Source organism: Pseudomonas sp. 37 R 15 (assembly GCF_900004865.1).
Taxonomy (GTDB): Bacteria; Pseudomonadota; Gammaproteobacteria; order Pseudomonadales; family Pseudomonadaceae; genus Aquipseudomonas; species Aquipseudomonas fluorescens_AM.
The window spans coordinates 256183-277546 of the sequence record NZ_CVTV01000046.1 but is presented as its reverse complement, the minus strand read 5'-3'; the positions used below and the strand labels follow the sequence as shown (position 1 = coordinate 277546).

Here is a 21364-nt window from a genome sequence, read left to right as displayed (position 1 = left end):
CGCCATCGGGAGCAAGCCCCCTCCCACATTTGGGCCAGGATCGACACAAAATCCTGGTCGGCCCAGAGGCCGCCATCGGGAGCAAGCCCCCTCCCACAGTTAATCGCGCCCCCCCCTCAACCACGAGGCACAAACACATCAGCCAGCAGCTGATTACGCGGCAGCCCCGCCAAAAACAAACGCTTGGCGAACACCTCGACGCTGCCAGGGTGCCCGCACAGTAAAGCCAGCGTTTGCCGCGAAACAAGCCGCAGTTGCACCAATGCCTGGTCCAACTGCGCCGCCGTCCACAGCTCCACCGTCAGGTTGGAATGCTGCGCGGCGAGCTCTGCCAAGGGCCCGGCCAGATAATGCCCGTCAGCATCATGGGCCAGGTGAATCACGCGAATGGCGCCTTGGTGATCCTGGCGCAACGCTTCACGCAATACCCCCCACAACGGCCCCAGTCCAGTGCCGGAAGCGAGCAGCCACAGCGGTCGCATCTGCCAGTCCGGATCGTAATGCAGCGCCCCGCCCCGCAACTCGCCCAGGCGCAGACAATCACCGCTGTTCAACTGTCGCGCCGCATCGCTGAATTCGCCGGGTAAACGGCAATCCAGATGAAACTCCAGGTATGGCTCCTCCTGCGGCAAACTCGCCAGGGAATACGGCCGCGCCACCTGCCCCGCCCATAACACCAGGTGCTGCCCCGCCCTGTACCGCAGGCCGCGCTCCGGTTGCAGGCGCAGACGCAGCACCGATGCCGTCAGCCAATCGGCCCCCACCACCTGCGCCGCCAAACCGTCGCGCACAGGATCAAAGGCTTCGACCTGCAGATCGCCAACCACCTGGCACTGGCACGCCAGGCGCCAACCGTGCTGGCGTTGCTCCGGGCTCAACGCTTCAGGTTGCTTGTCCTGAACCTCGCCCTGGCAACGTACCAGGCAGGCATGGCAACTGCCGGCGCGGCAACTGTAGGGCACGGCCACACCTGCCTGGTTCAAGGCATCCAGCAGGTTGCTGCCGGTGGCGACCGACCAGTGGCGTTCGCCGACGTGCAGTTCAGGCATATAAAGGCTCTATCAGAAGGGACGTGCACAGGGAATCATGCCTGCGACAGTTTGACCATAGTCGGGTGTATCGGCCACCGCCACGGGTTATACTGCCGCGCCTTTTTAGCGTCGCGCCTGCACCAATGGCGTGCCTGTGGAAGGTGGCTTCAGCCGACCGATGCAACACTGAAGCCACCTTTATTGAATGTTCCCTTATAGAGGAGCGCGACTCATGACCGTGATCAAGCAAGACGACCTGATTCAGAGCGTTGCCGACGCCCTGCAATTCATTTCCTACTACCACCCGGTTGATTTCATCCAGGCGATGCACGAAGCCTACCTGCGCGAAGAATCGCCGGCCGCCCGTGATTCCATCGCCCAGATCCTGATCAACTCGCGCATGTGCGCCACCGGCCATCGCCCGATCTGCCAGGACACCGGTATCGTCACCGTGTTCGTGCGCGTGGGTATGGATGTCCGTTGGGATGGCGCCACCATGGGCCTGGACGACATGATCAACGAAGGCGTGCGTCGCGCCTACAACCTGCCGGAAAACGTGCTGCGCGCCTCCATCCTCGCCGATCCGGCAGGCGCGCGTAAAAACACCAAGGACAACACCCCGGCCGTGATCCACTACTCCATCGTCCCGGGTAACACCGTGGAAGTGGACGTGGCCGCCAAGGGCGGTGGTTCCGAAAACAAGTCGAAAATGGCCATGCTCAACCCGTCCGACTCGATCGTCGACTGGGTGCTCAAGACCGTTCCGACCATGGGTGCCGGCTGGTGCCCACCGGGCATGCTGGGTATCGGCATCGGCGGCACCGCCGAGAAGGCCGCGGTGATGGCCAAGGAAGTGTTGATGGAATCCATCGACATCCATGAGCTGAAGAAGCGCGGCCCGCAGAACCGTATCGAAGAGATGCGCCTGGAGCTGTTCGAGAAGGTCAACCAACTGGGCATCGGCGCCCAGGGCCTGGGTGGCCTGACCACCGTACTCGACGTGAAGATCATGGACTACCCGACTCACGCCGCTTCCCTGCCGGTGTGCATGATCCCCAACTGCGCCGCCACCCGCCATGCGCATTTCGTGCTCGACGGTTCGGGCCCGGCATCGCTGGAAGCGCCACCGCTGGACGCCTACCCGGAAATCGTCTGGGAAGCCGGCCCATCGGCCCGTCGCGTCAACCTCGACACCTTGACTCCGCAAGAAGTGCAGAGCTGGAAGCCGGGCGAAACCGTGTTGCTCAACGGCAAGATGCTCACCGGTCGCGACGCCGCGCACAAGCGCATGGTCGAGATGCTGAACAAGGGCGAAACCCTGCCGGTGGACCTCAAGGGTCGCTTCATCTACTACGTCGGCCCGGTTGATCCGGTGCGTGAAGAAGTGGTGGGCCCGGCAGGCCCGACCACCGCGACGCGGATGGACAAGTTCACCCGTCAGATCCTCGAACAAACCGGCCTGTTGGGCATGATCGGCAAATCCGAGCGCGGCCCCACCGCCATCGAAGCGATCAAGGACCACAAGGCCGTGTACCTGATGGCCGTGGGCGGCGCCGCGTACCTGGTGGCGCAAGCCATCAAGCAATCGCGCGTCGTCGCTTTCGCCGAACTGGGCATGGAAGCGATCTACGAGTTCGACGTGAAGGACATGCCGGTCACCGTTGCGGTGGACAGCAACGGCGAGTCGGTACACATCACCGGTCCTGCCATCTGGCAGAAGAAGATCAGTGAGAGCCTCGCGGTGGAAGTGCAGTAAGCACCTCCCTCCAAGGATAAAGGCGACTGCGGCCCCACGTCCCAGTCGCCTTTTTTCATGATGAGTGCAGCCAAATGTGGGAGGGGGCTTGCTCCCGATAGCGGTTAGTCAGTTCCAGATAGGCTGACTGGCATACCTCTATCGGGAGCAAGCCCCCTCCCACACCAGTCCTCTGACTGCACTACCCAATGGCTCATGGTATGGTGCTCGCCCCTTACCGGCCTGTTGATCATCGTATGATCGCGATCCCTCGCTCCCTGCGCCTGACCTTCTATTCGCTGCTGATCATCGCCGGTGCAGTACTGGCTGCCGCCCTGGCTACGCGCCATGCCGAACGCCAGGCTTTGGTGGACGATGCCGCCCGCGCCAACCAGCAGCTCGCGCTGTATGCCAACTCGCTGCACACCCTGATCGAACGCTACCGCGCCCTGCCCGCCGTGCTGGCCCTGGACTCGGAGATGATCAACGCCTTGAAAGGCCCGCTGGATGCCAGCACCCAGGACCTGCTCAACCGCAAGCTGGAACGCATCAACAGCGCCGCGCAGTCGTCCACCCTGGAACTGATGGACCGCACCGGCCTGGCCGTGGCCGCCAGCAACTGGAAGCTGCCCAGCAGTTACGTGGGGCACAACTACGCCTTTCGCCCCTATTTCAGCCAGACCTTGAGCCAGGGCACCGGGCGCTTTTATGCCGTGGGGGTGACTACCGGCATCCCGGGCTACTTCCTTTCCAGCGCAGTGGTCGATGAACACGAGCAGTTCCTCGGCGCCATGGTGGTCAAGCTGGAGTTTCCCGAACTGGAACGCGAATGGGCCCAGGGCAATGACTTGCTGCTGGTCAGCGATGCACGCGGCATTGTGTTCATCGCCAACCAGCCGGGCTGGCGCTATCGCAACCTGCGGCCGCTGTCAGGGAGCGACCTGGCTGAACTCAAGGCCACTCGTCAATACGACAAGAAGCAACTGCAGCCGCTGGAGACCAGCACCCTGCAACGCTTTGACGACAACAGCCATTTAATGCGCGTCAACGGCCCCGACGGCAGTGCCAACTACATCTGGGAGTCGCTGCCGCTCAAAGCCGAAGGCTGGACCCTGCACCTGCTGCGCAAACCCCAGTTCCCGTTTGAAGACCAGCGCAATGCCGGCCTGGCCGCCGCCGGGTCCTGGCTGGCCCTGGTGTTCCTTGTGCTGTTCCTGAGCCAACGCTGGCGCCTGGCGCGCCTGCGTCAACGCAGCCGCGAAGAGCTCGAACAATTGGTGGAGGAGCGCACCCGGGCCCTGCGCACCGCTCAGGATGGCCTGGTGCAGTCGGCCAAACTGGCGGCACTGGGGCAGATGTCCGCCGCCCTTGCCCACGAAATCAACCAACCACTGACCGCGCAACGCATGCAATTGGCGACGCTGCGACTGTTGCTCGACCACGGCCGCGTGGACGATGCCTACAAGGCACTCACACCGCTGGATGACATGCTCACGCGCATGGCGGCGCTGACGGGCCACCTCAAGACCTTCGCCCGAAAAAGCCCCAGCGGCCTGCGCGAACGCCTGGACCTGGCCACCGTGGTCGACCAGTCCCTGCATCTGCTCGATGCGCGCCTGCGCGATGAACACATCGGCGTAGCGCTGGACCTGACCCGCCCTGCCTGGGTACGGGGCGACGCGATTCGCCTCGAACAAGTGTTGATCAACCTGCTGCGTAACGCCCTGGATGCCATGGCCGACAAACCGCGCAAACGCCTGGAGATCCGTTTGCACGCCGACCAGCAGCTCTGGCAGTTAAGCGTCAGCGACAGCGGCGGCGGGATTGCCGAAGAACACTTGAACAACGTATTCGACCCCTTCTTCACCACCAAGCCAGTGGGTGACGGGCTCGGCTTGGGGTTGGCGGTGTCCTACGCTATCGTGCATGAACTGGGCGGACGCCTGATCGCCGGCAACCGGGGCGACGGCGCAGTGTTTACCTTGACCTTACCCGTCGCGCTGGAGACGCCCGACCTATGTTGAACGCGGTGATTGTGGTGGATGACGAAGCCAGCATTCGCACGGCCGTCGAACAATGGTTGAGCCTGTCGGGTTTCGCGGTGCAATTGTTCAGCCGTGCCGAAGAATGCCTGGCGCAGTTGCCCAGGGACTTCCCCGGCGTGATCCTGAGCGACGTGCGCATGCCCGGGCTCAGCGGCCTGGAGTTGCTGGCCGAAGTGCAGCGTCGTGATGCCGACTTGCCAGTGATTTTACTCACCGGCCATGGCGACGTGCCAATGGCCGTCGAAGCCATGCGCGACGGCGCCTACGACTTTCTGGAAAAACCTTTCAGCCCGGATACCCTGCTCAATAGCCTGCGTCGAGCGCTCGACAAACGCGGCCTGGTCCTGGAAAACCGCCGCCTGCATCAGCAGGCCGATCACCGCGCCCAACTGGAATCCAGCCTGCTGGGGGTGTCCCGCAGTTTGCAGCACCTGCGCCGCCAGGTGCTGGACCTGGCAGCGCTGCCGGTCAATGTGTTGATCCGTGGCGAGACCGGCAGCGGCAAGGAACTGGTGGCCCGCTGCCTGCATGATTTCGGCCTGCGGGCGAAGAAACCGTTTGTCGCGCTCAATTGCGCGGCCATTCCCGAACAGCTGTTCGAGGCCGAGTTGTTCGGCCATGAAAGCGGCGCGTTCACCGGCGCCCAGGGCAAGCGTATCGGCAAGCTGGAATATGCCCACGGCGGCACGCTGTTCCTTGATGAAATCGAAAGCATGCCCCTGGCCCAACAGGTGAAATTGTTGCGGGTGCTGCAGGAGCAGAAGCTTGAGCGGTTGGGTTCCAATCAAAGTATCCAGGTGGATTTACGCATCATTGCCGCCACCAAGCCGGACCTGCTGGAAGAGGCCCGTGCCGGGCGTTTTCGCGAAGACCTGGCGTATCGCCTGAACGTCGCGCAACTGCGCTTGCCACCGTTGCGCGAGCGGCGCGAAGACATCCCGTTGCTGTACGAGCATTTTGCGCAAAGCGCCGCCGAGCGTTTGGGCCGCCAGGTCGAACCCTTGAGCGGGCCGCAGTTGGGGCGCCTGCTCAGCCATGACTGGCCGGGCAATGTGCGTGAACTGGCCAACGTCGCTGAACGCCAGGTACTGGGGCTTGGAGAGCCTGAACCTGAGGGTGTCGAGGTCGGGCAATCGTTGGCGGCGCAACAGGAAGCCTTCGAGGCGCATTGCCTGAAAGCTGCGCTGACCCGACATAAAGGCGATATCAAGGCGGTGCTGGCGGAACTGCAACTGCCCCGCCGCACCTTCAATGAAAAGATGCAACGGCATGGGTTGGCAAGGGAGATGTTTCTTTAGCGGCCTTCCGATCGCTATCGGGGGCAAGCCCCCTCCCACACTTGGATGTGTTCACAAATCAAAATGTGGGAGGGGGCTTGCCCCCGATGACGCCCGCAGCCATAAGCGGATTTCCGCTCATCACCCCAGAACCATCAGCAATTTTCCGCTCAAAAAAACCTTGAAACCCTTCTACCCCGGGCCTTCATCCACCTGGCACAGCTTCTGCTATAGCCCAAGTCAGGCAGTGCTCAAGCACGCTCCATAAAAACAACTAGATGAAGGATCCTTCAATGGATAACTCCAATACCTTGCCTCTGGGGTCGGCAGCTGCGCCGGCGAAAGAACGCACGACCTCCAGCCGGATCAAATCGATCTTCAGCGGCTCCGTCGGCAACATGGTCGAGTGGTATGACTGGTACGTCTATGCCGCATTCTCGCTGTACTTCGCCAAAACCTTCTTCCCCAAAGGCGACACCACCGCCCAATTGCTCAACACCGCCGCGATCTTCGCCGTGGGCTTTTTGATGCGTCCTATCGGCGGCTGGCTGATGGGCCTTTACGCCGACAAAGTCGGGCGTAAAAAAGCCCTGATGGCCTCGGTCTACCTGATGTGCTTCGGCTCACTGTTGATTGCCCTGAGCCCAAGCTATGAACTCATCGGTATCGGTGCACCCATCCTGCTGGTGTTTGCCCGGTTGCTGCAGGGGCTGTCGGTCGGTGGCGAATACGGCACCTCCGCCACGTACCTCAGCGAGATGGCGACCAAGGAACGTCGCGGTTTCTACTCCAGCTTCCAGTACGTGACCCTGATCTCCGGCCAGCTCATCGCGCTGGCGGTGCTGATCGTGCTGCAACAACTGCTGACCACCGAGCAACTGTACGCCTGGGGCTGGCGCATTCCGTTCGCCATCGGCGCCCTGTGCGCAGTGGTTGCGCTCTATCTGCGTCGCGGCATGGAAGAAACCGAGTCGTTCACCAAAAAGGAAAAAGCCAAGGAAAGCGCGATGCGCACCTTGATGCGCCACCCCAAGGAACTGCTCACCGTGGTGGGCCTGACCATGGGCGGCACCCTGGCCTTCTACACCTACACCACTTACATGCAGAAATACCTGGTGAACACCGTCGGCATGAGCATCTCCGACTCCACCACCATCTCGGCGGCGACGCTGTTTCTGTTCATGTGCCTGCAACCCCTGGTGGGCGGCCTGTCGGACAAGATTGGTCGGCGCCCGATCCTGATCGCCTTCGGCGTCCTCGGCACGCTGTTTACCGTGCCGATCCTCACCACCCTGCACACCATCCAGACCTGGTGGGGCGCGTTCTTCCTGATCATGGCCGCGCTGATCATCGTCAGCGGCTATACCTCGATCAATGCGGTGGTCAAAGCCGAGCTGTTCCCGACTGAAATCCGCGCCCTCGGCGTGGGCCTGCCGTATGCCCTGACCGTGTCGATCTTCGGCGGTACCGCTGAATACATTGCCCTGTGGTTCAAGAGCATCGGCATGGAGACCGGTTATTACTGGTACGTGACCGCGTGTATCGCGGTGTCGTTGCTGGTCTATGTGACCATGAAGGACACCCGCAAGCATTCGCGGATTACCACCGACTAAAAATGTGGGAGGGGGCTTGCCCCCGATAGCGGTGTATCCGTCATCTATACAGTGACTGAACCACCGATATCGGGGGCAAGCCCCCTCCCACATTGGATATGATGTGGGCTCCAGAATTGAGAGCAGACAGGCTATGTCCGACGATATCCACTTCTACGAACCCGCCAACGGCCACGGCCTGCCCCATGATCCGTTCAATGCCATCGTCGGCCCGCGCCCGATCGGCTGGATCTCGTCACACGACCGCGAAGGTCGCCTGAACCTGGCGCCCTACAGCTTCTTCAACGCGTTCAACTACATTCCGCCGATCATTGGGTTTTCCAGCGTCGGGCGCAAAGACAGCCTGAACAATATCGAACAGACCGGCGAGTTCGTGTGGAACCTGGCGACCCGCCCGCTGGCCGAGCAGATGAACCAGAGTTGCGCGGCTGTTTCGCCGGACGTGAATGAATTCGAGTTGGCCGGCCTGACGCCGATGGCTTCGAAAATCGTCGGCGTCCCGCGGGTGGGCGAGAGCCCGGTGTCGTTCGAATGCAAGGTGACGCAGATTATCCAGCTGCAACGCGCCGACCAGCAGTTGGTCCCCAGCTGGCTGGTGCTGGGCGAAGTGGTCGCGGTGCACATCGCCAAATGGCTGCTCAAGGATGGGATCTACGACACGGCCGCCGCCGAGCCGATTCTGCGCGGTGGCGGCCCGGCGGATTATTTCCAGTTAGGCCCTGAAGCGCTGTTCAAGATGTACCGGCCAGGCGCCACAAAACCCTGACTGAAATGCAATCAAACATGTGGGAGGGGGCTTGCCCCCGATGACTGTGTATCAGCTGCAAATTTGCTGGCTGACCCACCGCTATCGGCGGCAAGCCCCCTCACCCATTTAGTCAGCGGCAGGCGCCCAAACCAGTTGGCCGTCTGCATCCACATCAACCAGGCACTCAAGCTGCACAGCCGCCGCATCATCGGCATCGGACGCGGTCTTGAACGTCTGACCGTCCAGGATCTTGTGAAATCGCGGAGCGCCCATGCCATCGAGTGCCTTGACGGCAACGGCGGCGCTGTAGCCACTCTCTCCCGGTACGACGGCGGAAACGGCTTCGTGGTGGGCAAATTGTTTACGTGCCATGTTGCAGGTCCTGGCCAATGAAAAGTCGGCCATTCTAACCCCTAACCGGCCAGTTGCAGGTACTCGCCGTAGGCGTTGACGGCGGATGCGTCGGTGAAGGTCTGGAAGTCCATGCTGCGCACGACCCTGTCGTTCAACAACTCGGTGAAGATCATCAGGGCCGGGGAATTGAAGTAGGCGCTCATCGCCTGCTCGCTGCTCCATACACCCGTGACCAACCACACATCGGGGTCGACCTGGGAATGCTGCAACGAAAATTGCAGGCAACCCTGAGCCTGTCGGCCCGGTTCGATCAAACTGCTCAAGCGTGCACCCAGCTCGGTGCTGCACCCGGTACGGGCACGGATAAAGGCCATATGGCTCGCGGGAATGGGGGTGGACATGTTCGACTCTCCCGTTGAGAAGTGATGCTCGGCAACCACGGTGAGGGCGTGTTGCCACAGGATCAAAGATAGCGGCGCAGGGTTGGGCGCGGTTAGTCGATTCCTGCAGGCTTCTTGCACAATCCTGCCAGAAGCGTAGGCAGGACGTTCGCGCAGCCGTTTTATTCCACGCCCAAGCGGCGTGTTTCAGGGAGATGACAGCGGCTTTGCTTGCCTGATTCACGACAGGGCGCAGGATCAGGCAAGGATTGTGCAGAATTGACATAACACTGTTTGAAACTCCACCGCTAAGCTGAGCCCCATCAAACCTGCGTGTAGAGGACGCCTCATGTCGTCGCCTGACCTCAAGCCCACTCCCCTCGATGCCGAGATGGAAAAGCAGCGTGCCGAACTGGCCAGCATCGTGCACCGCCATACCTGGGAAGACGGTTCCTACGGTACGGCGATCACTTCGCTGTACCTGAACCGCCACAACACGCCGCGCGACTTCATGCCGGTGCTGGTGGAACCGGCATTGTGCATCCTCGCCAGTGGCAGCAAGGAAGTGCGCCTCGCCGACGAAATCTTCGCCTATGACCCGCTCAACTATCTGGTGTTCTCGGTGGCCATGCCGGTGGCCGGGCGGATTATCGACGCCACCCCGGAAGACCCCAACCTGTCGGTGCGCATCAATATCGACCCGGCCCAACTCACCGCACTGATTGCCGAAGCCGGCCCGATGGGCGTGCCGTCGCGTCCTACGTCCCGTGGCATGTACGTCGACCGCATCGACAATCAACTGCTCGATGCCGTGCTGCGCCTGAGCCGCCTGCTGGACACGCCCAAAGACATCGCGATGCTTGCGCCGCTGATCAACCGCGAAATTCTCTACCGCTTGTTGCGTGGTCCCCAAGGCTATCGCCTGTATGAAATCGCCGTCGCCAACAGCCAGAGTCACCGGGTGAGCCAGGCGATCAAGTGGTTGAACGGCAACTACGAACAGCCGCTGCGCATCGATGACCTGGCCCGGGAAGTGAACCTGAGCGTGTCGACCTTGCATCACCGCTTCAAGGCGATCACCGCCATGAGCCCGCTGCAGTACCAGAAACAACTGCGCCTGCAGGAAGCGCGGCGGCTGATGATTGCCGAAGGGCTGGAGGCCTCGGCGGCGGGGTATCGGGTGGGGTATGAAAGCCCGTCGCAGTTCAGCCGGGAGTACAGCCGGTTGTTTGGCGCGCCGCCTTTACGCGACTTGGCCCGCTTGCGCCAAAGCATCTGACTCAATGAGTTTCAAAATGTGGGAGGGGGCTTGCCCCCGATTGCGGTGGGCCAGTTGCAAATGAGCTGACTGATACACCGCTATCGGGGGCAAGCCCCCTCCCACATTGGTCCGTATCCGGTCAGTCCAATCCGCGCGGTAGCTGCAAGGTAACGCGCAGGCCGCCTTCGCGCAGGTTCTGCAAACTCACTTCGCCCCCATGGCTATGGGCGATATTGCGCGCAATGCCCAATCCCAAACCGTAGCCCTGCTGCTGCCCGGCCAGGCGAAAGTGTGGCTCGAACACCTGCTCCAGGCGCTGTTCCGGCACGCCGGGGCCTTCGTCGTCCACGTGCAGGATGAACTCGGCGCCATCGTCCTCGATGTGCAAATGCGCGTTCTGTCCGTATTTCAACGCATTGTCGATCAGGTTGCCGATGCAGCGCTTGAGCGCCAGCGGCTTGCCCGGATAGGTGGCCAGGGCCTGCCCATGCTGGGTCACTCGTCCGTTGCCGTTGGGCGCAAGGTAGGGTTCCACCAGGCATTCGAGCACGTGGTTGAGGTCCACCGGCTGGATGTTCTCGTGGATATCGGTGTCTTTCACGCACTGCAGCGCGCCCTTGACCAGCAATTCCAGCTCATCCAGGTCACGCCCGAATTTGTTTTGCAGGTTCTCATCGTCGAGCAATTCCACGCGCAGGCGCAGGCGCGTGATGGGGGTGCGCAGGTCGTGGGAGATCGCGCTGAACAGCTGGCTGCGCTCGGTCAGGTAGCGGCTGATGCGCTCACGCATGGCATTGAACGCACGCCCCACTTCCACCACTTCACTGCCGCCGCCCTCGGCAACCGGTTCCACGTCCGCCCCCAGGGACATGTCCCGCGCCGCCCGCGCCAGGCGCTTGAGCGGTCGGCTTTGCCAATGCACCAGCAGGCCGATAAACAGCAGCAGGAAGCCGCTGGTCAACACGATAAACCACACCTGCTGGGCCGGCAGGCCCTGCTCTTCAAGGCTGGTGTAGGGTTCGGGCAACAGCGAGGCGATGTACAGCCATTCACCCGGCGCCAGCTGAATCTGGGTGACCAGTACCGGTGGGTTGACCGGCTCCAGGGTCAACGCGTAGTGGGCCCAGGAGCGCGGCAGTTCGTCGAGCTTGAGGCCGGCATTGAAGATGCGCAGGTCTTCGGCGCTGACGAACTCCACCGAGATATGCACATCGGCGCCGAGGGTCTGGCGCAACACGTCGTCCACAGCCACCAGCACCGCCTGCTTGCGCGGGGTTTCGGGCAATACCTGCATGTCCAGCGGACGATCATTGAGGGTCACCACAAAACGCGTGCCGCCCATACTGCGCAACTGGTCGAGCACCAGTGGGCGATAGGCCACCGGCAATGAACGGAAGTAACTCACGCTGGCGGTCATCGAATGCGCCAGGCTACGGGCGCTGGTGACCAGGCCTTCCAACTGCGTGGCGCGCAGCTGCGAGACCCAGATCACGCTGGACAGCGCCTGGGCGAACAACACGGCGAGCAAGGTCAGCAGCAACATGCGCCCCAGCAGCGAGCGTGGCACGGGGAAACGGCGGCGGCGTTCGCTCAGGTGTTCAGTGGGCATTGCCGGCAACCACGCTGGCTGCCAGTTGATAGCCGCTGCCGCGCACGGTGCGGATCAGCCGCGGAGGTTTCTCGGTATCGCGCAGGCGTTGGCGCAGGCGGCTGACGGCCATGTCGACGATGCGGTCCAGCGGCATCAGGTCGCGGCCACGGGTGGCATTGCCGATGGTGTCGCGGTCGAGGATCTGTTGCGGGTGGTCGAGAAACAGCTTGAGCAAGGCAAAGTCGGCACCGGAGAGGATCACCTCTTCGCCGTCCACATGAAACAGACGGTGGCTGACCGTATCCAGGCGCCATTCGTCGAACACCAGCACCTCGCCGGCACCGCTGCGCTCCTGGCCGAACTGACAACGACGCAACAGCGCCTTGATCCGCGCCTGCAATTCGCGGGGGCTGAACGGCTTGCCGATATAGTCATCGGCGCCCAGCTCCAGGCCGATCACGCGGTCGGCTTCGTCGGAACTGGCGGTGAGCATGATGATCGGCACCTGCGCCTGGCGCGGGTGCTGGCGAACCCAGCGGCAGAGGCTGAAACCGTCTTCGTCCGGCAACATCACATCGAGGATCACCAGGTCGCACGGCGCCTCGCCCATCGCCTGGCGGAACCCCGCGCCATCGGCCACGCCACGCACCTGGAAGCCGGCGCGACTGAGGTAGGTCTGCAGCAATTCGCGGATTTCCTGGTCGTCGTCGACGAGGAGAATGGATTTACTGATTACGCTCACGGGGCCTCCTTGTTGTTGTGGGGTGTTCTTGAGGGCCTCATCGGGGGCAAGCCCCCTCCCACATTTGAAGGTATTCACAAATCGATAGGTGGGAGGGGCTTGCCCCCGATGAGGCCATCACAGCCTAAGCAAATGCCTGCTCAAGCGCCACACCCGCCCCGGTCAACCCGGAATACGGCGCGGTCACCAGCCACACCGGAATCCCTTTGAAATAGTCGCTCATGCAGCCTTTATCGGCAAAGCTCTTGGCAAAACCGCTGTTGATAAAGAAGTCGGCAAACCTCGGTATCACCCCGCCCACGATGTACACGCCACCACGCCCGCCGGTGGTCAGCACGTTGTTGCCCGCCACGCGGCCCAGCCAGATGCTGAACTGGTTCAGGACTTCCATCGCCACCGGATCGCCCGCCAGGCCCGCTGCCGTGATGGCCTCGGGCGTGTCCAGCACCGGTGTGTGCCCGTCCACCGCGCAGATCGCCCGGTACAGGCGCGGCAAGCCGCCGCCGCTCAAGGCGGTTTCGGCGCTGACATGGCCGATCTCGCTGTGGATGTGCTGCCACAACTGGGTTTCGCGCGGGCTGCCCAGGGGCAGGTCAACATGGCCACCCTCCCCCGGCAATGCCGCAAAGCGCCCTGCGCCAAGGTCCAGCAGGGTACCGACGCCCAGGCCGGTGCCGGGGCCGATCACCACTGCCGGGCGCAACAGCTCCGGGGTGCCTTCGCAGACTACCCGGAATTCGTCGGGCTGCAGGCGGGTCATGCCCAGGGCCATGGCCGAAAAATCGTTGACCAGCAGCAGTTCGTCCACCTGCAACGCCTGGCAAAACGCCGTCTTGCTCAGGCGCCAGTGATTATTGGTGAACTTGAATTCATCGCCGCTCACCGGCCCGGCAACCGACAGGCAAACTGCCCCGATATCGCCGATATTCAAGCCTTCTTCCGCCAGATAGAACCTGATCGCGTCTTCAGGGCTGGGGTAGTCCGCCGTGGCATGCACACGAATCGAGTGCAGTGCCTGATCCCGCCACAACGCAAAACGGGCGTTGGTACCCCCGATATCACCGACCAGCGCTAACTTCACTTAAGCGTCTCCAAGGCAGAGGTAAAGGCGCTGGCGCCCTGCTCTGCGGAGCTTGCGGCCAAGCGCATGAATGCAAACAACTCGCGACCAGCGCCCACGTTATTGCCCAACAGGCCAGTGGCAGGCGTGCGCGCTGCAAATACGTCGGCATCCACCTTAAGCTCCAGGGTGCCGGTCACGCCATCGACGCGAATGATATCGCCATCCCGGACCCGTGCCAGCGGCCCGCCGCTCTGGGCTTCGGGGTTGACGTGGATCGCGGCGGGAATCTTACCCGAGGCGCCGGACATGCGCCCGTCTGTTACCAACGCCACTTTGAAACCACGGTCCTGCAACACGCCGAGAAACGGGGTCATCTTGTGCAATTCCGGCATGCCGTTGGAACGCGGGCCCTGGAAGCGCATCACCGCAACGAAGTCTTTTTCCAGCAGGCCCGCCTTGAAGGCATCGGCCAGGTCCTGTTGATCCTGGAACACCACCGCCGGCGCTTCGACCACCTGATGCTCCGGTGCGACCGCAGACACTTTCATCACGCCACGGCCAAGGTTGCCTTCCATCACACGCAAGCCGCCTTCCGGCGAAAACGCACGGGCCACGGGGCGCAGGATGGTTTCGTCGAGGCTTTCGATGGGGCCGTCGCGCCAGATCAGTTCGCCATCGACCAGGAACGGCTCCTGGGTGTAGCGGCTCAAGCCTTTACCCGCCACGGTGTTGACGTCTTCGTGGAGCAGGCCGGCTTCGAGCAGTTCGCGGATCAGGAACGACATGCCGCCCGCCGCCTGGAAGTGGTTGATGTCAGCCTTGCCGTTCGGGTACACGTGAGACAGGGTCGGCACCACCTCGGAGAGGTCGGCCATGTCCTGCCAGGTCAGGATGATACCCGCCGACATGGCGATGGCCGGCATGTGCAGGGTGTGGTTGGTGGACCCGCCCGTGGCGTTGAGGGCGACGATGGAGTTGACGATGGATTTTTCGTCGACGATCTCGCCGATGGGCGTGAAGTTGCCGTTGGCCTTGGTCAGGCGCGTGACCTGGTGCGCGGCCTCGCGGGTCAATGCGTCACGCAGCGGCGTGTACGGGTTGACGAACGAAGCGCCAGGCAGGTGCAGGCCCATGACTTCCATCAACAGTTGGTTGGTGTTGGCGGTGCCGTAGAAGGTGCAGGTGCCGGGGCTGTGATAGGACTTCATCTCCGACTCCAGCAACTCTTCGCGGCTGGCCTTGCCTTCGGCGTAGCGCTGGCGCACATCGGCCTTCTGCTTGTTGGAGATACCCGACGGCATCGGCCCGCCGGGCACGAAGATCATTGGCAGGTGACCATAGCGCAGCGCGCCCATCATCAGGCCGGGAACAATTTTGTCGCAGATGCCCAGCATCAACGCGGCGTCGAACATGTTGTGGGACAGCGCTACCGCCGTGGACATGGCGATGACTTCACGGCTGAGCAGGCTCAGCTCCATGCCCGGCTCGCCCTGGGTGACGCCGTCGCACATGGCGGGCGTGCCGCCGGCGAACTGGCCGACCGAGCCGACTTCGCGCAGGGCTTTCTTGATTTGTTCAGGGAAATGTTCGTACGGCTGATGCGCCGAGAGCATGTCGTTATATGAAGAAACAATTGCCACGTTGGCGGCATTCATCATGCGCAGGCTGTTTTTGTCCTCGGTGCCGCAACCGGCCACGCCATGGGCGAAGTTGGCGCATTGCAGCTTGCCGCGCATCGGACCGTCGCTGGCGGCGCCGCGAATGAGCGCAAGGTAGGCCTCGCGGGTGGCGCGGCTGCGGGCGATAAGCCGTTCGGTGACCTCAAGAACGCGGGGATGCATGTATAGAACTCCAGGCTAACGGATGTGGCGACCTGAGAGTCTATGCTGATCAAACGCCCACGGCTCATGGGATGGCAGGGGGTCGTTTGAATCATCGGACCAGTTGATTCAGGTCACTCGTTGTAGATTGAACAAAATATTGCCACTAAAAAGGCTTGTTTTCTATTTTTATGCGAATAATCTTGTAATTCTTACAACAAATCGACGACAGGCACTTTTCCAATGACTCTACGTATCGCAATCAATGGTTTTGGCCGTATCGGCCGTAATGTCCTGCGCGCACTGTATACCCAAGGCTATCGCCAGGATCTGCAGATCGTCGCCATCAACGACCTGGGCGACAGTTCGATCAATGCCCACCTGCTCAAATACGACACCGTACATGGCACATTCGACGCAGAGGTCGCCCACGATCAGGAAAGCCTGACCGTCAACGGTGACCGGATTGCCGTGAGTGCCATTCGCAACCCGGCCGACCTGCCGTGGGCCGCGCACAAGATCGACGTGGTGTTCGAATGCACCGGCCTGTTCACCGACCGTGACAAGGCTGCCGCGCATATCAGCGCCGGCGCGCGCAAGGTGATCATCTCCGCACCGGCCAAGGGCGCGGACGCGACCGTGGTCTATGGCGTAAACCATGACATTCTGCGTCAATCGCACCAGATCATCTCCAACGCTTCGTGCACCACCAACTGCCTGGCACCCGTCGCCCAGGTGCTGCACCGGGAGCTGGGCATCGAAAGCGGCCTGATGACCACTATTCACGCCTATACCAACGACCAGAACCTGACCGACGTCTACCACACCGACCCGTACCGCGCGCGTTCGGCCACCCAGAACATGATCCCGAGCAAGACCGGCGCCGCCGAAGCCGTCGGCCTGGTATTGCCGGAGCTGGCGGGCAAGCTGACCGGCATGGCCGTGCGCGTGCCGGTGATCAACGTGTCGCTGGTGGACCTCACCGTACAGCTGAAAAAAGAAGCCACCGCCGACGAAGTCAACGCACTGTTGAAGCAGGCCAGCCAGCACTCGAAAATCCTCGGCTACAACACCCTGCCGCTGGTTTCCAGTGACTTCAACCATAACCCGCTGTCGTCGATCTTCGATGCCAACCACACCAAGGTCAGCGGTAAGCTGCTCAAGGTACTGGCGTGGTATGACAACGAGTGGGGCTTCTCGAACCGGATGCTGGATAACTGCCTGGCGCTGTGTAACGCCGAGTAATCCTCGGACTGTAGGAGCGAGCTTGCTCGCGAAGAACGCATAAACACCGCGTTCATTCAGGCTGCCAGCGTTATCGTTGACGACCTTCGCGAGCGAGCTCGCTCCTACAGGATTAACGCTTAGCAAAGTGCCACTTGCCATTTCAGTTGATGATAAGCATTATCATTAACTGCATGTCGATCTGGTATCACTGTGAGCCTATCTCGCTTCAACCACGTCTTTCTCGCCCAACGGGTGATCCTGCTGCGCACGCTGCAGCGCATGGTGAATAACCACAGCACCGCCGAGGACCTGTTGCAGGAAACCTACCTGCGGGTGACTCGGGCCTTGAGTGAGCGGCCGATCGACCACCTTGAACCCTTCGTCTACCAGACCGCGCGCAACCTGGCGCTGGACCATTTGCGTTCGCGCAGGATCCAGGCCCGCACCCTGCAGGAAGATGTCCCGCTGGATATCCTGCAAAGCGTCGCCGCCCCCATCAGCACGCCCGAAGACGCCACCCAGGCCGAGCAATTGCTTGAGCACCTGAGCGTCAGCCTGGGCCAGTTGAGCGCGCGCCAGCAACGGATCTTCATCCTCAGCCGCCTGCACGGTTGCAGCTACCAGGAGATTGCCGATCAGTTGCAAGTGTCCTTGAGCACGGTGCAGAAGGAACTGAAATTGATCATGGCCATCTGTGTAGGTGTAGCCGAGCGGTTGGATCAGCCTTAAGCTCCATCAGACAGAGGTTATCGATCCAGCCTGTAGGAAATAATGAATAAAACGTGGCGAAGACCCGAGGAACACCGTGACGGACCCGAATAGACTGCGCCCCCATGAGCTGGCTCATGAGGTGCTGCAAGACACGGCCATGGACCAAGCGCTCGATTGGCTGATCGCCTTGCAGTGCCCGCAACCCGGCCAACAAGCCGCCTTCCAGGCCTGGCTGGCGCAGGACCCGGCGCATGCCCACGCGTTCAGCAAGGCCCAGTCCGCCTGGGGTGGCGCGCCGGTGCACAGCGCCGCCGTGGCGTTGGCCGCGCCGCGCAGACCGAGCGCCTGGCGCCGGGTCAAACCGCATTGGAAACCCCTGGCCACCGCTGCCGTGCTGCTGCTCGGTCTGTTCAGCTTCAGCGACCTGCCGGTACGCCTGCAGGCCGACCACCTCACTGTGGTCGGTGAGCGCCAGCGTCTGCAACTGGATGACGGCTCCCATGTCCTGCTGAACACCCATTCGGCGTTTTCCAGCCGCATCCAAGACCACCAGCGCATCGCCCGCCTCTACCAGGGCGAAGCGTTTTTCGACATCGCCCCCGCCCGTGGCCTGCCGCTGGAAATCGACGCCGGCCCGGTGCGCGCCAGCGTGCGCGACACTGCGTTTGCCGTGCGCTATCTCAACGGCGAAGCCCAGGTGCAAGTGCAACGCGGTGATGTCGACCTGAGCAATACCTTCGACGACGCCCGGGTGCGCCTGAGTGCCGGCGAAAGCATCCGCATCGGCCCCAGGGGCTTCGGCCAGCCGGCCAAGCTGGACGCCGGCAAGGACCTGGCCTGGGTCCAGGGCCGGCTGGTGTTCGAAAACTGCCCGATGAGCGAAGTGCTGGCGGAGTTGCGCCGCTATTATCCGGGCTGGATCGTCAACACCAACGACAAGCTCGCCAGCGTCGCCGTCACCGGTAACTACCGCCTCGACCAACCATTGGACGTGGTGCGTTCCCTGGCCCACATCACCTCGGCCAAGCTGTCGGAATACCCGGCGCTGGTGATTTTGAACTGAATGAGAAATATTTTTACTCGATATTAACCGGCGATACGTCTCGTTATAGCCAATGCAACTGATTCCTATTTGATTTCGGTTCGCAACTATAAGATTCGTATTTCCGGAGCGCTCTCGATGTCCTCTCGTTTCAACCGCCGGTCTTGTTCGCCCGTTCTGTCCTTGCTGACCGCTGCCATACTGATGGCCGGCGTGCCGGCGGCAATGGCCGCAACCGCCGCGGAACCCGCGCCGCGCAGCCACGGCAACTACAACTTCAGCATCGAACAGCAGCCGCTGGTGGCGGCGCTGAACGCGTTCACCGGCGTGACCGGCTGGCAAGTCGGCCTGCCGGCCGAGCTGGGCCAGGGTGTGTCGTCGCCGGGCGTGCGCGGGGCGTTGTCGCCGGAGAAGGCGCTGGAGCGGCTGTTGGTGGGGACCAACCTGAGCTACCGCAAACTGGGCAACAACACCATCGTCCTGGAGAAACGTGCCGCCGGCAGCGCCCTCAACCTGCAGCCAGTGACCATCAGCGCCACCCGCACCGAGCAGGCTGTCGACAGCGTACCGAGCATGGTCAGCGTGCACGACCGCCAGGAACTGGACCGCCAGAACGTCAACAACACCCGTGAGCTGGTGCGTTACGAACCGGGCGTGTCCGTGGGCGGCGCCGGCACCCGCTCGGGCAACGCGGGCTATAACATTCGCGGGATCGACGGCGACCGCATTCTTACCCAGGTCGATGGCGTGGAAGTGCCGGACAATTTCTTCAACGGCCCCTACGCCAAGACCCGGCGCAACTACGTCGACCCGGAAATCGTCAAGCGCGTGGAGATCCTGCGCGGCCCGGCCTCGGCCCTGTACGGCAGCAGCGCCATCGGTGGTGCGGTGAGTTACTTCACCCTCGACCCGGATGACATCATCAAGCCCGGCCAGGACGTTGGCGCACGCCTGAAAACCGGCTACAGCTCCGCCGACGAAAGCTGGCTGACCTCCGCCACCGTCGCCGGCCGCGTGCAGGATGTCGACGGCTTGCTGCACTTGAGCCAGCGCAACGGCCACGAAACCGAATCCTATGATGGCAACAACGCCACTGGCCTCGCCCGCACCGGCGCCAACCCGGAAGACGCCCGCACCACCAACGTGCTGGCCAAACTGGGTTGGAATTACGGGGACGACAACCGTCTGGGCCTGACCTACGAGAAGTACAAGGATGATCGCGACGTCAACCTCAAGAATGCGGTGGGCGGCCCGTTCATCGGTGGCCGTGGTTTCAACCTGTACCGTGACCGTCGCGGCAACGACACCATCACCCGTGAACGCTTCGGCCTGGAAAACAGCTTTGCCCTCGAGTCGCCGATCGCCGACCGCATCAAGACCAGCCTCAATTACCAGATCGCCAAGACCGACCAGACGACCGCCGAAATCTATCAGTCCGGCCGCCGTGTATTGCGCACCCGCGACACGCTGTACGAAGAAAAACAGTGGGTCTTCGATGCACAGCTGGACAAGGCCTTCAGCCTCGGTGCCACCGATCACCAGGTGACCTACGGCACCACCCTCAAGCAGCAGAAAGTCACCGGTTCGCGTGAAGGCGGCGCCACCTGCCTGGCGGTCGGCAGCGGCTGCACCGCCATCGGCGCGCCCAGCCCATCGGCCAGCGACAGCGTGAAGAAATCCAGCGACTTCCCCGACCCGACCATCAACACCTATTCGCTGTTCGCCCAGGACCAGATCACCTGGGACAACTGGACCTTCCTGCCCGCCGTGCGCTACGACTACACCCGGCTCAAGCCCAAGCTGACCGAGGAATTCCTCAGCACCGTGAACCCCACCGGAGAGTACGCGGTCGACGGCAAGGACAAAACCTGGCACCGCGTCACGCCCAAGTTCGGCCTGACCTATGCCCTGACCGATCAATACACCTGGTTCGGCCAGTACGCCGAGGGTTTCCGCACACCGTCCGCCAAAGCGCTGTATGGCCGCTTCGAAAACCTCAACCTGGGCTACACCGTGGAGCCCAACCCCGACCTCAAGCCGGAAACCAGCAAGGGCATCGAAACCGGGCTGCGCGGCAAGTTCGACGAAGGCTCGTTCGAAATCGCCGTGTTCTACAACAAATACCGCGACTTCATCGACGAGGACAACGCAGTGGTCGGTGGCACCGTCGAGCAGTTCCAGGCGGTGAATATCAAACGCGCCACCATCAAGGGCGCCGAGGCCAAGGGCCGGCTGAACCTGGATGCGTTCGGCGCGCCGCAAGGTCTCTATACCCAAGGCGCGGTCTCCTACGCCCATGGCCGCAACGACGACAACGGCGAGCCGCTCAACAGCGTCAACCCGCTCAAGGGCGTATTCGGCCTGGGCTACGACCAGGACAACTACGGGGGCCTGGTGAGCTGGACCCTGGTGAAGAAACAGAACCGCGTCGACAGCAGCACCTTCCACGCCCCCGACGGCGACACCCGCGGCCCGTTCAAGACGCCGGGCTTCGGCATTCTTGATCTGACCGCCTACTACAAGGTCACCCACGACGTGACCGTCAACGGCGGCCTCTACAACCTCACCGACAAAAAGTACTGGAACTGGGATGACGTGCGCAGCTACGACAGCGTCGGCGAAGCCGCAGTGACCGGCCCGGCCAACCTCGATCGACTGACCCAGCCGGGGCGCAACTTCGCGATCAACCTGATCTGGGACATCTGACGCGCCCTGCCGCACCTC

Annotated in this window: 17 protein-coding genes; 10 read left to right on the top strand and 7 right to left on the bottom strand. The window is 62.3% G+C overall.

Annotated features, from left to right (window positions below; translation table 11 throughout):
- Positions 1-116: 116 nt before the first annotated feature.
- Positions 117-1049, bottom strand: coding sequence for an iron-sulfur-binding ferredoxin reductase (locus BFQ04_RS14085; RefSeq protein ID WP_065951346.1), 933 nt, complete (start codon positions 1047-1049; stop codon positions 117-119).
- A 214-nt stretch (positions 1050-1263) separates the two neighbouring features.
- Between BFQ04_RS14085 and BFQ04_RS14080 the strand changes: the two genes are divergently transcribed.
- The 5 genes from BFQ04_RS14080 to BFQ04_RS14060 all read left to right on the top strand — a co-directional run bounded on the left by BFQ04_RS14080 (position 1264) and on the right by BFQ04_RS14060 (position 8467).
- Positions 1264-2787, top strand: coding sequence for a fumarate hydratase (locus BFQ04_RS14080; RefSeq protein ID WP_065951345.1), 1524 nt, complete (start codon positions 1264-1266; stop codon positions 2785-2787).
- Between the two features lie 236 nt (positions 2788-3023).
- The gene (locus BFQ04_RS14075) at positions 3024-4790 is read left to right on the top strand and encodes an ATP-binding protein (protein WP_065951344.1); all 1767 of its coding nucleotides are present in this window, start codon (positions 3024-3026) and stop codon (positions 4788-4790) included.
- Complete coding sequence (locus tag BFQ04_RS14070; protein WP_065951343.1) at positions 4784-6109, top strand: sigma-54-dependent transcriptional regulator; 1326 nt, start codon at positions 4784-4786, stop codon at positions 6107-6109. Before BFQ04_RS14075 ends, BFQ04_RS14070 begins: the two co-directional genes overlap by 7 nt.
- A 272-nt stretch (positions 6110-6381) precedes the next feature.
- Complete coding sequence (locus BFQ04_RS14065; protein ID WP_065951342.1) at positions 6382-7701, top strand: MFS transporter; 1320 nt, start codon at positions 6382-6384, stop codon at positions 7699-7701.
- A gap of 133 nt (positions 7702-7834) precedes the next feature.
- A complete protein-coding gene (locus BFQ04_RS14060; RefSeq protein WP_065951341.1) occupies positions 7835-8467 on the top strand; it encodes a flavin reductase family protein in 633 nt (210 codons plus the stop codon).
- 108 nt (positions 8468-8575) lie between these two features.
- Here BFQ04_RS14060 and BFQ04_RS14055 read toward each other — a convergent pair whose 3' ends face one another.
- Together BFQ04_RS14055 and BFQ04_RS14050 are read right to left on the bottom strand one after the other, a co-directional pair.
- The gene (locus BFQ04_RS14055) at positions 8576-8821 is read right to left on the bottom strand and encodes a hypothetical protein (RefSeq protein ID WP_065951340.1); all 246 of its coding nucleotides are present in this window, start codon (positions 8819-8821) and stop codon (positions 8576-8578) included.
- A gap of 41 nt (positions 8822-8862) precedes the next feature.
- Entirely contained in the window at positions 8863-9204 is a 342-nt protein-coding gene (locus tag BFQ04_RS14050) for an antibiotic biosynthesis monooxygenase family protein (protein WP_065951339.1), read from the bottom strand.
- A 328-nt stretch (positions 9205-9532) separates the two neighbouring features.
- Here BFQ04_RS14050 and BFQ04_RS14045 point away from each other — a divergent pair, with 328 nt between their 5' ends.
- Complete coding sequence (locus BFQ04_RS14045; protein WP_065951338.1) at positions 9533-10462, top strand: AraC family transcriptional regulator; 930 nt, start codon at positions 9533-9535, stop codon at positions 10460-10462.
- 121 nt (positions 10463-10583) lie between these two features.
- Here BFQ04_RS14045 and BFQ04_RS14040 read toward each other — a convergent pair whose 3' ends face one another.
- The 4 genes from BFQ04_RS14040 to edd all read right to left on the bottom strand — a co-directional run bounded on the left by BFQ04_RS14040 (position 10584) and on the right by edd (position 15681).
- The gene (locus tag BFQ04_RS14040) at positions 10584-12053 is read right to left on the bottom strand and encodes an ATP-binding protein (RefSeq protein WP_065951337.1); all 1470 of its coding nucleotides are present in this window, start codon (positions 12051-12053) and stop codon (positions 10584-10586) included.
- Positions 12043-12777, bottom strand: a complete 735-nt coding sequence (locus BFQ04_RS14035; protein ID WP_065951336.1) for a response regulator — start codon at positions 12775-12777, stop codon at positions 12043-12045. The genes BFQ04_RS14040 and BFQ04_RS14035 overlap by 11 nt, the downstream gene beginning before the upstream one ends.
- A gap of 124 nt (positions 12778-12901) precedes the next feature.
- Positions 12902-13858 (bottom strand): glucokinase, encoded by a 957-nt coding sequence (locus BFQ04_RS14030; RefSeq protein ID WP_065951335.1) that lies wholly within the window; start codon positions 13856-13858, stop codon positions 12902-12904.
- A complete protein-coding gene (gene edd / locus BFQ04_RS14025) occupies positions 13855-15681 on the bottom strand; it encodes a phosphogluconate dehydratase (RefSeq protein ID WP_065951334.1) in 1827 nt (608 codons plus the stop codon). The genes BFQ04_RS14030 and edd overlap by 4 nt, the downstream gene beginning before the upstream one ends.
- A 222-nt stretch (positions 15682-15903) precedes the next feature.
- Here edd and gap point away from each other — a divergent pair, with 222 nt between their 5' ends.
- The 4 genes from gap to BFQ04_RS14005 all read left to right on the top strand — a co-directional run bounded on the left by gap (position 15904) and on the right by BFQ04_RS14005 (position 21346).
- Positions 15904-16905, top strand: a complete 1002-nt coding sequence (gene gap, locus BFQ04_RS14020; protein WP_057704386.1) for a type I glyceraldehyde-3-phosphate dehydrogenase — start codon at positions 15904-15906, stop codon at positions 16903-16905.
- A gap of 192 nt (positions 16906-17097) precedes the next feature.
- Positions 17098-17616 (top strand): RNA polymerase sigma factor, encoded by a 519-nt coding sequence (locus BFQ04_RS14015; protein WP_065951333.1) that lies wholly within the window; start codon positions 17098-17100, stop codon positions 17614-17616.
- A gap of 76 nt (positions 17617-17692) precedes the next feature.
- Positions 17693-18661: a FecR family protein gene (locus BFQ04_RS14010; RefSeq protein WP_065951332.1), complete on the top strand. Its 969-nt coding sequence runs from the start codon at positions 17693-17695 to the stop codon at positions 18659-18661.
- Between the two features lie 117 nt (positions 18662-18778).
- Positions 18779-21346, top strand: coding sequence for a TonB-dependent receptor (locus BFQ04_RS14005; RefSeq protein WP_065951331.1), 2568 nt, complete (start codon positions 18779-18781; stop codon positions 21344-21346).
- Positions 21347-21364 lie beyond the last annotated feature (18 nt).